General features: G+C 59.9%; 9 protein-coding genes and 4 tRNA genes. 12 read left to right on the forward strand and 1 reads right to left on the reverse strand.

All coding sequences use genetic code 11. The features are described 5' to 3' along the window. Positions 1-35: 35 nt before the first annotated feature. Positions 36-878, reverse strand: a complete 843-nt coding sequence (hpnC, locus tag GTP44_RS16415) for a squalene synthase HpnC (protein ID WP_161020296.1) — start codon at positions 876-878, stop codon at positions 36-38. Between the two features lie 168 nt (positions 879-1,046). On the opposite strand from hpnC, the gene GTP44_RS16420 reads away from it, so the two are divergent. The 12 genes from GTP44_RS16420 (at position 1,047) to GTP44_RS16475 (ending at position 14,611) form a co-directional block, all read left to right on the forward strand. Next, positions 1,047-2,144, forward strand: coding sequence for an efflux RND transporter periplasmic adaptor subunit (locus GTP44_RS16420; RefSeq protein WP_371867235.1), 1,098 nt, complete (start codon positions 1,047-1,049; stop codon positions 2,142-2,144). Further along, positions 2,141-5,239, forward strand: coding sequence for an efflux RND transporter permease subunit (locus GTP44_RS16425; RefSeq protein WP_161020297.1), 3,099 nt, complete (start codon positions 2,141-2,143; stop codon positions 5,237-5,239). Before GTP44_RS16420 ends, GTP44_RS16425 begins: the two co-directional genes overlap by 4 nt. A gap of 161 nt (positions 5,240-5,400) precedes the next feature. Continuing rightward, positions 5,401-5,487, forward strand: a tRNA-Leu gene (locus GTP44_RS16430). A 34-nt stretch (positions 5,488-5,521) separates the two neighbouring features. Beyond that, positions 5,522-6,862 (forward strand): trigger factor, encoded by a 1,341-nt coding sequence (gene tig, locus GTP44_RS16435; RefSeq protein WP_160990527.1) that lies wholly within the window; start codon positions 5,522-5,524, stop codon positions 6,860-6,862. Positions 6,863-6,977: 115 nt separating this feature from the next. Next, positions 6,978-7,595 (forward strand): ATP-dependent Clp endopeptidase proteolytic subunit ClpP, encoded by a 618-nt coding sequence (clpP, locus tag GTP44_RS16440; protein WP_371867239.1) that lies wholly within the window; start codon positions 6,978-6,980, stop codon positions 7,593-7,595. 169 nt (positions 7,596-7,764) lie between these two features. After that, positions 7,765-9,033, forward strand: a complete 1,269-nt coding sequence (gene clpX / locus GTP44_RS16445; RefSeq protein WP_160990525.1) for an ATP-dependent Clp protease ATP-binding subunit ClpX — start codon at positions 7,765-7,767, stop codon at positions 9,031-9,033. A 265-nt stretch (positions 9,034-9,298) separates the two neighbouring features. Next, complete coding sequence (gene lon, locus GTP44_RS16450; protein ID WP_161020298.1) at positions 9,299-11,710, forward strand: endopeptidase La; 2,412 nt, start codon at positions 9,299-9,301, stop codon at positions 11,708-11,710. A gap of 177 nt (positions 11,711-11,887) precedes the next feature. Next, the gene (hbs, locus tag GTP44_RS16455) at positions 11,888-12,160 is read left to right on the forward strand and encodes a non-specific DNA-binding protein Hbs (RefSeq protein WP_070266615.1); all 273 of its coding nucleotides are present in this window, start codon (positions 11,888-11,890) and stop codon (positions 12,158-12,160) included. A gap of 49 nt (positions 12,161-12,209) precedes the next feature. After that, positions 12,210-12,285 (forward strand) — tRNA-Val (locus GTP44_RS16460). A gap of 59 nt (positions 12,286-12,344) precedes the next feature. Further along, a tRNA-Asp gene (locus tag GTP44_RS16465) sits at positions 12,345-12,421 on the forward strand. A 28-nt stretch (positions 12,422-12,449) separates the two neighbouring features. Beyond that, positions 12,450-12,526, forward strand: a tRNA-Asp gene (locus GTP44_RS16470). A gap of 171 nt (positions 12,527-12,697) precedes the next feature. Continuing rightward, positions 12,698-14,611 (forward strand): SurA N-terminal domain-containing protein, encoded by a 1,914-nt coding sequence (locus GTP44_RS16475; RefSeq protein ID WP_161020299.1) that lies wholly within the window; start codon positions 12,698-12,700, stop codon positions 14,609-14,611. Positions 14,612-14,616 lie beyond the last annotated feature (5 nt).

The raw sequence follows: 14,616 nt of genomic DNA on the forward strand, positions 1-14,616 counted from the left end.
ATAGGCTTCTCAGCGATGACGTCAACTGAGATGGGTCAGGCGGCGCGCAGCGCGGCTTTCAAGCGGCTTTTCATGCGGACGGACGCCCAGAGTATGCCCAGCCAGTCTCGCTTGTTCAGCTTGGGACGGTGCAGGAACACGTCATACTCGACCGCCTCGATCGCCTCCAGAATCCGCAAGCCGCCTTGCACCACCATGCGCAACTCGAAGCCGATGCGGCCCGGCAGCCGCAACGCCAGCGGCGCGCCGCTTAGCATCAGGCGGCGCGCGCGATCGACTTCAAAGCGCATCAGCGCGCGCCAGCGTGGGCGGGCGCTCGGATCGGTCAAGGCCGCCGGCGACACCGCAAACCGGTTCAGGTCCTCCAGCGGAATATAAATCCGTTCCTTGTGCAGGTCGATCGCCACATCCTGCAGGAAGTTGATGATTTGCAGCGCCGAGCAGATGGCGTCCGAATCGCGCACATTGTCGGCGTCGGCCGCGCCGTACAGATGCAGCATCATGAAGCCGACCGGATTGGCCGAGCGCGCGCAATAATCCAGCAGCGCGTCGAAGGTCTGGTAGCGCGACACCGCCACGTCCTGCTTGAAGGCGGACAGCAGGTCGTAAAGCGGCCTGAGCGGCATGTCATACTGTCGCACCACCTGCGCCAAGTGTTCAAACATCGGCTCGTGATCGGATGCGCCCTGCGCGATGCGGTCCAGCGCCGCCTCATACGCGGTCAGCGCGGCCAGCCGCTGCTCGGGAGCGGCGTCGCCCTCGTCGGCCAGATCGTCGGCGCTGCGGGCGAAAGCGTAAATGGCTTCCACCGCCGGGCGCAAGCGCTTGGGCAGCAAAATCGACGCGACAGGGAAGTTTTCGTAGTGATCGACCGGCATGGAGCAGGGAAGCGGCGGGGGCCGGTTTTGAGGTTTTTCCAGCGCGTAATAGTAGTTGGATCTTGAAACAAGAGCAAGGCCAAGTTAATGACGCTAAAGTCATTTGCAAAGAGGGTTGTTCGGCTTATAATCAATAAATAACCTGTCAGTCATTAAAAGGATGCCGTCGTGTCTACTTTGAAAAACGTGCTGGTCGCCGCCTCGGCGCTGGCGTTGCTGGGGGCCTGTTCCAAACAGGTTGAGAAAACCGAAGATATCCGCCCGGTGCGGGCCATCCAGCTAGCCGCCAGCGATGTAGACGTGAACGCCGAGTTTTCCGGGGACGTACGGGCGCGTGTGGAGTCGCAACTGGGCTTTCGCGTCGGCGGCAAGATCGTCAGCCGCAAGGTGGACGTCGGTACGCTGGTCAAGAAGGGCCAGTTGCTGATGCAGCTTGATCCGCAGGATTTGCAACTGTCGCAGGCCCAGGCGCTGGCCAGCTTGCGCGCCGCCGAAACCAATCGCGACCTCGCCAAGGCTGAGTTGCAGCGCTATCAGGAGTTGCGCCGGCAGAGCTTCGTCAGCCAGGCGGTGCTGGATGCCAAGGAGTCGACCTATAAATCGGCGCAGGCCCAGGTCGACGCCTCCCAGGCGGCCTACCGCGGCCAGTCCAACCAGGCGGCCTACGCCGCGCTGCTGTCCGATGTCGATGGCGTGGTGACGGCGGTCAACGCCGAAATCGGCCAGGTGGTCGCGGCCGGTACGCCGGTGGTCAAGGTGGCCAAGTCGGGCGAGAAGGAAATCGTCATCGGCATTCCGGAAGACAAGGTCGACACACTGCGCCGCGTGGCGGACGTGCAGGTGCGCCTGTGGGCCGATCCGAAGCATAGCGTGCCGGGCAAGATCCGCGAAATGTCGCCGGTGGCCGATCCATCGACCCGCACCTACACCGCCAAGGTGTCGATTCCGGACTCGCTGTCCGAAGCCAAGCTCGGCATGACTGCCGTGGTGCAATTCGCGTCCAAGCGGCCGACGCCGCAAATCAAGGTGCCGCTGACCGCATTGTTCTATGAGAAAAAAGCCAGCTCGGTGTGGATCGTCGAGCAGGGCGCCGTCAAGCTGGTGCCGGTGACCATCGGCGGCGTGGACGGCAACGATATCGTGCTGGCCGGCGGCGTCAAGCCGGGCCAGACCGTGGTGACGGCGGGCGTCAATCTGCTGAAGCCGGGTCAGAAGGTGACGATTCTGGGCAACGACCTGCCGCAAACGGCCGGGGTCGCCAAATGAAGGAAGGATTCAACCTCTCGCGCTGGGCGCTGGAACACATTCCGCTGACCCGCTACCTGATCGCGGTGCTGCTGATCGGCGGCTTCCTCAGTTACACCAACCTCGGCCAGGATGAAGATCCGCCGTTCACCTTCCGCGCGATGGTGGTGCAGGCGCAATGGCCGGGCGCGACCGCGCTGCAAATGGCCGAACAAGTCACCGACAAGCTGGAGAAAAAGCTGCAGGAAACGCCCGGCATCGACGAGATTTCCAGCTATTCCAAGCCGGGCGAGACGCTGATCATCCTCAAGCTGCGCGAATCGACGCCGCCGAAGAACGTCGCCGAAGCCTGGTATCAGGTGCGCAAGAAGATCGGCGACATCAAGCTGACGCTGCCGTCCGGTGTGCAGGGGCCATTCTTTAACGACGAGTTCGGCGACACCTACGGCTCGATCTTCGCGCTGTCCGGCGACGGCTTCACCTATGCCGAAATGAAGGACTACGCCGACTTCGTGCGGCAGCGGCTGCTGAGTGTGCCACTGGTGTCCAAGGTGGAGCTGTTCGGCGTGCAGGACGAGAAAATCAATATCGAGTTCTCGCACAAGAAGTTCGCGCAGCTGGGCATTTCGTTTGACGCCATCGTCAACCAGATCGCCACGCAGAACGGTGTCGAATCCACCGGCGTGCTGGTCACGCCGACCGACAACCTGCAGGTGCGCGTGACCGGGGCGCTGAAGACCGTCAAGGATCTGGAAGAGCTGGAACTGCGCGCCAACGGCACCACCTTCCGCCTCGGCGACTTCGCCACCGTCAAGCGTGAATACCAGGACCCGCCGGGCAACAAGATGCGCTTCAACGGCAAGGAGGTGATCGGCCTCGGCGTGTCGATGGAGAAGGGCGGCAACATCATTCAGCTCGGCAAGAACATGGACAAGACCGTGGCCGAGATGAAGGCCAAGCTGCCGGTCGGTATCGAGCTGGAGCGCGTGTCCGACCAGCCGCAGGCGGTTAAAGCCTCGGTGGGCGAGTTCGTGCACACGTTGATCGAGGCGGTGCTGATCGTGCTGGGCGTCAGCTTTGTCGCGCTGGGACTGCACAGCAAGCCGAAGCTGCGACTGGACGTGCGTCCGGGCCTGGTGGTGGCGCTGAGCATCCCGCTGGTGCTGTCGGTCACCTTCCTGTTCATGCGCATGCTGGACATCGACCTGCACAAGATTTCGCTCGGCGCGCTGATCATCGCGCTGGGCCTGCTGGTGGACGACGCCATCATCGCCGTCGAAATGATGGTGCGCAAGATGGAGGAGGGCATGTCGCGCTTCGACGCCGCCACCTTCGCCTACAAGTCCACCGCGATCCCCATGCTGACCGGCACGCTGATCACGGTGGCGGGTTTCCTGCCGATCGGTCTGGCCAAGTCGGCGGCGGGCGAGTACACCTTCTCGCTGTTCTCGGTCAACGCGCTGGCGCTGGTGATTTCGTGGGTGGTGGCGGTGACCTTCACGCCTTACCTCGGCTACGTGCTGCTGAAGGTCAAGCCGCACGCCGATGGCGGCAGCGAGCACGACTTGTTCGATACGCCCGGCTTCCGCAAGTTCCGCGCGCTGGTCAACTGGTGCGTCGAATACCGCTGGATCACCATCGGCGCCACGCTGGCGGTGTTTGCGCTGGGCGTGTACGGCTTCAAATTCATCGAGAAGCAATTCTTCCCGGATTCCAGTCGCCCTGAACTGATGGTGGAAATGTGGACGCCGGAAGGCACGACCTTCGCCGCCAACGAGGCGCAGGTGAAGAAGTTCGAGGCCTTCATTCGCCAGCAGGAGGGCGTGCTGAGCGTGACCAGCTACGTCGGCACCGGCTCGCCGCGCTTCTATCTGCCGCTCGACCAGATTTTCCCGCAGACCAATGTGTCGCAGATCGTCGTGCTGCCGAAGGACCTGCAGGCCCGCGGCGCGCTGCGCGACAAAATCGTCGATGTCTTCAAGCATGACTTCCCGGAAGTGCGCGGCCGCGTCAAGCTGCTGCCGAACGGGCCGCCAGTGCCGTATCCGGTGCAGTTCCGTGTGACCGGCACCGAGGTCGAGAAGGTGCGCGCCATCGCCGACCAGGTCAAGGCGATCATGCGCGCCAATCCGAACACCGTTGGCGTCAACGACAACTGGAATGAGTCGGTCAAGGTGCTGCGCCTCGATCTGGATCAGGACAAGATGCGGGCGCTGGGCGTGACCTCGCAAACGGTGATGCGCACGGCCAACACGATTCTTTCCGGCACCACGGTCGGCCAGTTCCGCGAGGGCATCAAGCTGATCGACATCCGCATCCGGCAGCCGCTGGATGAGCGCGCGACGATTTCGGTACTGAACGATACCAACATCCCCACCGCCAGCGGCAAGTCGGTGCCGATCAGCCAACTGGCGCGCGCGCACTTCGTGTGGGAACCGGGCGTGGTGTGGCGGGAAGGGCGCGACTGGGCGATCACCGTGCAATCGGACGTGGGCGATCACATCCAGGGGCCGACCGTCTCCGGCCAGATCGAGCCGCAACTGAACAAGCTGCGCGATGCGCTGCCGGCCGGCTATGCCATCCGGGTGAAGGGCGCGGCGTCGGACAGCGGCGCGGCGGAAGCGTCGATCGCCGCCAATCTGCCGCTGGCGATCTTCCTGATCTTCACGCTGCTGATGTTGCAGTTGCATAGCTTCTCGCGGGCGCTGCTGGTGTTCCTGACCGGCCCGCTTGGCGTGGCGGGCGCGGCGATGGCGCTGCTGTTGCTGGGCCGTCCGCTCGGCTTTGTGGCCAACCTCGGCATCATCGCGCTGTTCGGTATGATCATCCGTAACTCGGTGATTCTGGTCGACCAGATCGAGCAGGACATCCAGGCCGGCCACGATCCGTGGACCGCGATCGTCGAGTCTGCGGTGCGCCGCTGCCGGCCAATCATCCTGACGGCCGCCGCCGCCGCGCTGGCGATGATTCCGCTGTCGCGTTCGGTATTCTGGGGGCCGATGGCGGTGGCGATTATGGGCGGGCTGATCTTGGCCACGGCGCTGACCTTGTTATTCCTGCCGGCGCTTTACGCGGCCTGGTTCCGGGTCAAAAAGCCCACGAATCAAGCAAAATAATAGTTTTTTTAGCGGAATGTTAGCGACATGGTAAAAATCGTCACCATTCCGCGAAAAACCCGTTAGAATATCGCGTTGAAGTTGAAAGCTCCTGCATAAGAGCAGGAATAGGGCGACCGTTTTCACTTACGGGTCGCCCTTTGCTTTTGTGCAAACATGCCGCGAGGATGGCGAAATTGGTAGACGCACCAGGTTTAGGTCCTGACGCCAGCAATGGTGTGGGGGTTCGAGTCCCCCTCCTCGCACCAACTGTACTTTTTATTTTTTGGACGATTTTTTAACATGGCAACTGCAGTCGAAACCTTGGGCAAACTCGAACGTCGTATCACGATCTCCTTCCCGCTGACCGAAGTCCGCGCTGAAGTTGAGAAGCGCCTGAAAGTGCAAGCCAAAACGGCTAAGGCACCAGGCTTCCGTCCGGGCAAAGTTCCTCTGAAAATGGTCGCAGCACAATACGGTTATCAGATCGAGACCGAAGTGCTGAATGATAAAGTTGGCCGCGCTTTCAACGACGCCGCAAACGAAGCCCAACTGCGCGTTGCCGGCTACCCGAACATCGAGCCGAAGCAGGAATCGCCCGCCGGCGTGCTGACCTTCGACGCCACCTTCGAAGTGTATCCGGAAGTCGTCATCGGCGACCTGACCACCGTCGAAATCGAAACCGTCAAAGCCGATGTCAGCGACGCTGAAATCGACAAGACCATCGAAATCCTGCGCAAACAGCGCGTGCACTTCCACACCAAAGGTGAAGCCGGCGAACACGGCGACGGTGGCGAAGCCATCGCCGCCAACGGCGACCGCGCGACCGTCGACTTCGTCGGCTCGATCGACGGCGTGGAATTCCCAGGCGGTAAAGCCGAAGACTACCCGTTCGTGCTGGGCGAAGGCCGCATGCTGCCAGAATTCGAAGCCGCGACCGTCGGCCTGAAAGTGGGCGAGTCCAAGACCTTCCCACTGGCCTTCCCGGAGGACTACCATGGTAAAGACGTGGCCGGTAAAACCGCCTCGTTCACCATCACGCTGAAAAAACTGGAATGGGCGCACCTGCCGGAAGTGGACGCCGAGTTCGCCAAATCGCTGGGCGTGGCCGATGGCGACGTCGCCAAAATGCGCGATGACATCAAGGTCAACCTGGAGCGTGAAGTCGCCGGCCGCGTGAAAGCACGCAACAAAGAAGCCGTGATGGAAACCCTGGTCAAGACCGCGACCCTGGACGTGCCGAAATCGCTGATCGCCCAGGACACCGAGCGTCTGGCCGAGATGACCCGCCAGGACATGGCGCAGCGCGGCATGAACGTCAAGGACGTGCCATTCCCACCAGAACTGTTCGCGGAAAAAGCCGAGCGTCGCGTACGCCTGGGCCTGATCCTGTCGCAACTGGTTGGTGAAAACAACCTGCAAGCGCAGCCAGAGCAAGTGAAAGCCCAGATCGAAGACTTCGCACAAAGCTACGAAGACCCACGTGAAGTGCTGAAGTACTACTACAGCGACCGTCGTCGTCTGGCCGAGATCGAGGCCCTTGTTTTGGAAGAAAACGTCGTCAACTACGTCCTGGGCCTGTCGAAAACCTCGTCCAAGGCGATCGCCTTTGATGAGCTGATGGGAAGCAACGCACAAGCGTAATTCAGTTAGGTTAGAATAAAGACAGCGTCACCGCCGTCGTTCCGGCCTGCGCCGGAACGACGCGGTGGTAATGTTTCTGAACCTGGCTGCTTCACAAGGAAATAGAATGACTGGTATGAACCGTAATCCGGCACTGGACACTCAAATGTTGGGCCTGGTCCCGATGGTGGTGGAACAAAGCGGTCGCGGCGAGCGCTCCTACGACATCTACTCGCGCCTGCTCAAAGAACGCATTATCTTCATGGTCGGCCCGGTCAACGACCAGATGGCCAACCTGGTGGTGGCCCAGTTGCTGTTCCTGGAAAGCGAAAATCCGGACAAGGATATCTCGCTGTACATCAACTCGCCTGGCGGTTCGGTATCGGCCGGCCTGGCCATCTTCGATACGATGCAGTTCATCAAACCGGACGTGTCGACGCTGTGCACCGGCATCGCCGCCTCGATGGGTGCGTTCCTGCTGGCCGCCGGCGCCAAAGGCAAGCGTTTCTCGCTGCCGAACTCGCGCGTGATGATTCACCAGCCTTCGGGCGGCTCGCAAGGCATGGCGTCGGACATCGAGATCCAGGCCAAAGAGATCCTCTACCTGCGCCACCGTCTGAATTCGATCATGGCCGAGCGCACCGGCCAAAGTATCGAACAGGTCGCCAAAGACACCGACCGTGATCGCTTCATGTCGGCGGAAGAAGCGGTAGAGTACGGTTTGATCGACAAAGTGTTGACCAACCGGGCTTGATGCTTCCGACGCAGCATTGCTAAAAAGACGCCCGGACGATTAATCGTTCGGGCGTTTCGTTTTTATTTCGGGTAGCATGTGATTGTAGGCGGATTTTTCCGGACTGCATTTATGAGTCGCGTGCTAGCCGATCACGGCTAAGCCATTCTGTAACCAAAGAAAACTGCCCATGTCAGACAAAAAATCCTCCAGCGGCGAAAAACTGCTGTACTGCTCGTTCTGCGGCAAAAGCCAGCACGAGGTGAAAAAGCTCATCGCCGGCCCCTCGGTGTTCATTTGCGACGAGTGTATCGATCTGTGCAATGACATCATCCGCGATGAGACCTCGGCCATCGAGTCGGTCGCGGGCGCCAAGTCGGACCTGCCGACTCCGCATGAAATCAAGGACTTGCTGGACCAGTACGTGATCGGCCAGCAAACAGCCAAGCGTATCCTGTCGGTGGCGGTGTACAACCACTACAAGCGCCTCAAGCACCTGGGTAAAAAAGACGAGGTCGAGCTGGCCAAGTCCAACATCCTGCTGGTCGGTCCGACCGGTTCCGGCAAAACGCTGCTGGCGCAGACGCTGGCTCGCATGCTCAACGTGCCGTTCGTGATCGCCGACGCCACCACGCTGACCGAAGCCGGCTACGTGGGCGAGGACGTCGAGAATATCATTCAGAAACTGTTGCAGAGTTGCAACTATGATGTGGACAAGGCGCAACGCGGCATCGTCTACATCGACGAGATCGACAAGATCTCGCGCAAGTCGGACAATCCGTCGATCACCCGCGACGTCTCGGGCGAGGGTGTGCAGCAGGCGCTGCTGAAACTGATCGAGGGCACCATGGCCTCGGTGCCGCCACAGGGCGGCCGCAAGCATCCGAACCAGGACTTCGTGCAGATCGACACCACCAACATCATGTTCATCTGCGGCGGCGCCTTCGATGGTCTGGCCAAGGTGATCGAGAACCGTTCGGAAAAATCCGGCATCGGCTTCGGCGCGTCGGTCAAGAGCAAGTCCGAGCGCGCCGTCAGCGAAGTGCTGATGGAAGCGGAACCGGAAGATCTGATCAAGTTCGGCCTGATCCCTGAACTGGTGGGCCGTCTGCCGGTGGTGGCGACGCTGGCGGAACTGACCGAGGAAGCGCTGATCCAGATTCTGGTCGAGCCGAAGAATGCGCTGATCAAGCAATACTCGAAGCTGCTGGAAATGGAAGGCGCCGAACTGGAAATCCGTCCGGCCGCGCTGCACGCGATCGCCAAGAAAGCGCTGGCGCGTAAAACCGGCGCCCGCGGTCTGCGTTCGATCCTGGAACACGCGCTGCTTGATACCATGTATGAATTGCCCAATGAAACCAATGTGACTAAAGTGGTTATTGATGAGAATACCATCACCAGTGGCGCAAAACCTTTGTTGATTTATCAGGAGCAAGCAAAGGCGTCTGGTGAGAATTAAATAACTTGTGCACACTTGCCCCGCTCAGCAGCAAAATTCATTTCGCATCCGTGGGGCAAGGCGGTACAATCAAAATCAATAAAAGCATACAGGCTTCATTCGGAAAGCCACTCGTGACGCCCGTCGCGCGTGGCTTTTTTATTTAGTCTTTCTTTTAGAGTAAAGAAAACATTCTTTAATATGAGAATTATTTTCTTGCAGCTCGGTCTTGTGATTCGGCGAAACAGTGCCCACATCATCAACACGCTTTCACATAAGGTACGCCATGACAACTTCCAAATTAACTGAGCAAACTCAACTGCCGTTATTGCCGCTGCGGGACGTCGTCGTATTTCCGCATATGGTGATACCGCTGTTCGTAGGGCGCCCAAAATCGATCAAGGCGCTGGAAGCCGCTATGGAGCAGGGCAAGAGCATCATGCTTGCCGCGCAAAAAGCCGCTGCCAAGGACGAACCTTCGGCTTCCGATATCTACGAGATCGGCTGCGTGGCCAACATTCTGCAAATGCTGAAGCTGCCGGACGGCACCGTCAAGGTGCTGGTCGAAGGCGCCCAGCGCGCCCGCATCAATAAAATCACTGACGCGCCGACGCACTTCGTGGCCGATCTGACGCCGCTCGATTCCGAGCTGGGCGACGATTCGGAAATCGAAGCGATGCGCCGCGCCATCGTTCAACAGTTCGACCAGTACGTCAAACTGAACAAAAAGATTCCACCGGAGATTCTGGCCTCGCTGTCGGGCATCGACGACGCCGGCCGCCTGGCCGACACCGTGGCCGCCCATCTGCCGCTGAAGCTGGAGCAGAAACAGGTGATCCTGGAGATCTTCAGCGTCGCCAAGCGCCTGGAGCATCTGCTGGGCCAGCTGGAGGGCGAGCTGGACATCCTGCAGGTCGAGAAGCGCATCCGTGGCCGCGTCAAGCGCCAGATGGAGAAGTCGCAGCGCGAGTACTATCTGAACGAGCAGGTCAAGGCCATCCAGAAAGAACTGGGCGAGGGCGAGGACGGCGCCGACCTGGACGAGCTGGAGAAGAAGGTCGCGCTGGCCAAGATGCCGAAAGAGGCGCTGGACAAGGCCACCGCCGAGCTGAAAAAACTCAAGCTGATGTCGCCGATGTCGGCCGAAGCCACCGTGGTGCGCAACTACATCGACACGCTGGTCAGCCTGCCATGGAAGAAAAAGTCCAAGGTCAACAACGATCTGACCAACGCTGAAAAAGTGCTGGAAGGCGAACACTATGGCCTGGAGAAGGTCAAGGAACGCATTCTGGAATACCTCGCGGTGCAACAGCGCGTCGACAAGCTGAAAGCGCCGATCCTGTGCTTCGTCGGTCCGCCGGGCGTCGGTAAGACCTCGCTGGGGCAGTCGATCGCCCGCGCCACCAACCGCAAGTTCGTGCGCATGGCGCTCGGCGGCGTGCGCGACGAGGCCGAGATCCGCGGCCACCGTCGTACCTACATCGGCTCGATGCCGGGCAAGGTACTGCAATCGCTGGCCAAGGTCGGCGTGCGCAATCCGCTGTTCCTGCTGGACGAGATCGACAAGATGGGCGCGGACTTCCGCGGCGATCCATCGTCGGCGCTGCTGGAGGTGCTGGACCCGGAACAGAACCACACCTTCGCCGACCACTACATCGAAGTCGACTTCGACCTGTCGGATGTGATGTTCGTGGCGACCTCGAACTCGTTCAACATCCCGCCGGCGTTGCTGGACCGGATGGAAGTGATCCGCCTGTCGGGTTACACCGAGGATGAAAAAACCAGTATCGCCCAGCGCTACCTGCTGCAGAAGCAGATCAAGAACAACGGCCTCAAAGAAGAAGAGATCTCGGTCAGCGAAGCGGCGCTGCGCGACATCATCCGCTATTACACCCGAGAAGCCGGTGTGCGCTCGCTGGAACGTGAAGTGTCGAAGATCTGCCGCAAGGTGGTCAAGATGCTGCTGCTGAAGAAGACGGAGAAGAAAGTGATCGTCACGCCGAAAAACCTGGACAAGTTCCTGGGCGTGCGCCGCTACGACTTCGGCGTGGCCGAGAAAGAGAACCAGGTTGGCCAGGTGGTCGGTCTGGCATGGACCGAGGTGGGTGGCGATCTGCTGACCATCGAGGCCGTGTCGATGCCGGGCAAGGGCAACGTGATCCGCACCGGCACGCTGGGCGACGTGATGAAGGAGTCGATCGAAGCCGCCCGCACCGTGGTGCGCAGCCGCGCGCAGCGGCTGGGCATCAAGAATGAGGTGTTCGAGAAATCGGACATGCACATTCACGTGCCGGAAGGCGCGACGCCGAAGGACGGTCCGTCCGCCGGTATCGCCATGACCACGGCCATGGTGTCGGTCGTCACCGGTATTCCGGTCCGTGCGGACGTGGCCATGACGGGCGAGATCACGCTGCGCGGCGAAGTCTTGCCGATCGGCGGCCTGAAGGAAAAACTGCTGGCGGCGCAGCGCGGCGGCATCAAGACCGTGCTGATCCCTGAGCAAAACGTCAAGGATCTGGCCGAGATTCCGGACAATGTCAAAAACAAACTGGAGATCGTGCCGGTGCGTTGGATCGACAAAGTGCTGGAAATCGCGCTGGAACGCCAGCCTGAACCGCTGGTGGAAACCGCGCCGGTGGAGGCGGTGGCCGCCGCCGCCGCCAAACCGGACGGGCAGGGCGACGTGGTAAAACACTAACTTTCCGCTGTAATATCCTCAAAACAGGCGCTTATATAGCGCCTGTTTTTTATTTTTACTGGTTTTTCTATTGTGCAGCCTTGACACGGCAGTAGGCGGCCTTGTTTAATACGGCCTGAATTTTTCGTGTTACCGTATTTTAAGCGGCAACAGATATAACCTTTGTGGGGAATTGCTTTGAATAAGACTGAATTGATCGACCATATCGCCACCACCGCTGATATTTCGAAAGCGGCTGCTGCACGCGCGCTGGACGCCGTGATTGACGGTGTTACCACCACCCTGCAAAAGAACGACAGCGTGACCCTGGTTGGCTTCGGCACCTTCTCCGTGAGCGAACGCGCCGCCCGTACCGGCCGCAATCCGCGCACCAAGGAAGAGATCACCATCGAAGCGGCAAAAGTTCCTAAATTTAAAGCTGGCAAAGCTTTGAAAGATGCTGTAAACTAACGGACTTCGGTGAGCAGCGGTGGCAACAAAGCTGTTCACTTCGGCAAATGGGCGGTTAGCTCAGTTGGTAGAGCGGAGCCCTTACAAGGCTTAGGTCGGGAGTTCGAGCCTCTCACCGCCCACCAAAAAAACATTTGCCGGAAATTAAGTTTTACTGTAGTATGTAGCACCTTGATATTCAGCTGGAGTGGTAGTTCAGTTGGTTAGAATACCGGCCTGTCACGCCGGGGGTCGCGGGTTCGAGCCCCGTCCACTCCGCCAACCAATATCGAGATTGTAGTGCCTACCAGGAGTGGTAGTTCAGTTGGTTAGAATACCGGCCTGTCACGCCGGGGGTCGCGGGTTCGAGCCCCGTCCACTCCGCCAGAACAAGATACCCCGCAGCTTCTACGAGCTGCGGGGTTTTTCTTTTTCCGCGACCGTTAATTCAACATTGAATATCCGATATATTCCTTGTAAAATCCGGCAACCGGAATAGGCGAACGTGGGTTCGCCTTTTTTGTATGTGCAAGTCCTTCTAATCCGAATTGGCAGACCATGTTTGAATTTATTCGTACCCATCAACGCTTGATGCAAATCCTGCTGGCGATCGTCATCGTGCCATCGTTTGCATTTGTCGGCATTGGCAGTTACCAGAGCTTTGGCGACGACGCCAACACCATCGCCAAAATCGATGGCAAGCCACTGACCCAACAGGAATTCGACAACGCCGTGCGCACGCAGCTGGATACCTATCGCCAGCGTCTCGGCGCGCAGTTCGACCAGAAAATGTTCGACACGCCCGAGTTCAAGCAGAACATCCTCGACCAGCTGATCGCGCAACGCGCGATCGCCGCCGAAGTCCTGCACCGCAACCTGAGCGTGACCGACAGCCAACTGCAGAAAGTCATCATTGACCAGTTCGGCGGTCCGGGCGCGTTCGACATGGACCGCTACAAGGCCATCCTGGCCCAGCAAGGCATGCGTCCGGAAGACTACGATGCGCGCCTGCGCCGCGACCTGGCGCTGCAACAGCTGGCCACCGCCGTCGAAGGCACCGGCTTTGCACCGCGCAGCGTCGCCAAGAACCTGTCGGACATCGTCGCGCAAGAGCGCGAAGTGCAGGAACTGCTGCTGCCGGTGGCCGACTTCGTGCCACAGGTCAAGGTGACCGACGAGATGGTCAAGGCCTACTACCAGAAGAACAGCAAGTTCTTCGAAGTGCCTGAGCAAGCGAAGATCGAATACGTGGTGCTGAACAACGACGCCGTGGCCAGCCAGATCAAGGTCAGCGACGCCGAGGTGGCGGATTACTACGCCAAGAATTCGGCGCAGTTCACCACGCCGGAAACCCGCCGTGCCAGCCACATCCTGATCGCCGTGAAGAAGGGCGCCAGCGCCGCCGACATCGCGGCCGCCAAGGCCAAGGCGGAAGCCATCGTCGCCGAACTGCGCAAGAATCCGGGCGAGTTCGCCAAACTGGCGAAAGCCAAATCGGAAGATCCGGGCTCGGCCGAGCAGGGCGGTGACCTGGGCGTGATCGAAAAAGGCTCGCTGGTGGCGTCGGTTGAAAACGCGATCGGCAAGCTGAAGCAGGGCGAGATCAGCGACGCGGTGCAGTCGGAATTCGGCTGGCACGTGCTGACCGTGACCGAACTGAAGCCTGCCGTGGTCAAGCCGCTGGACGTGGTGAAGGCCGACGTCGCCGATCTGCTGAAAAAACAGAAAGCCGCCAAGAAATACTCGGAAATGGCCGAGACCTTCAACAACACCGTCTACGAGCAAGCTGACAGCCTGAAGCCGGCTGCCGACAAGCTGGGCCTGAAGGTCGAGACCGCTGATGGCGTATCGCGCAAGCCGTCGCCACTGGCCGGCGCCGCGCTGTACAACAATCCCAAGTTCCTGACCGCACTGTTCTCGAACGATTCGATCGGCAGCAAGCGCAACACCGAAGCGGTTGAGATCGCGCCGAACACCTTGATCTCGGGCCGCATCGTCGATTTCAAGCCAGCAAGCAAGCGTCCATTGGCGGAAGTCGATGCGCAGATCCGTCAGCGTGTGACCATTGAAGAAGCCGCCAAGCTGGCGACCAAGGCCGGTGAAGAGAAACTGGCCGCCTTCAAGAGATCTGGCGACGCGACCGGTTTCGGCGCGGGCAAGCTGGTATCGCGCGGCAAGCCAGAAGGCATCAACGGCCTGGCGCTGCAATCGGTGATGACGGTCGACACCAGCAAGCTGCCGGCTTATGTTGGCGTGGACTTGCCAGGCACTGGCTACGGCGTGTATCGCATCAGCAAGGTGCAGCAGCCAGCCGCCGCGGACGAAGCGCAGCGCAAGCAGGAAGCCGAACAGATCGGCAACCTGATCGCGCAGCAGGAGATGGCGCAGTATGTTGAACTGCTCAAATCCAAGGCCAAGGTGAAAATCCTGAAACCGATCGCCTCGGCGACCACTGTCACCGAAGTGAAGTAATTGCT

The sequence above is a fragment of the Duganella lactea genome, assembly GCF_009857505.1.
Lineage (GTDB): Bacteria > Pseudomonadota > Gammaproteobacteria > Burkholderiales > Burkholderiaceae_D > Rugamonas > Rugamonas lactea.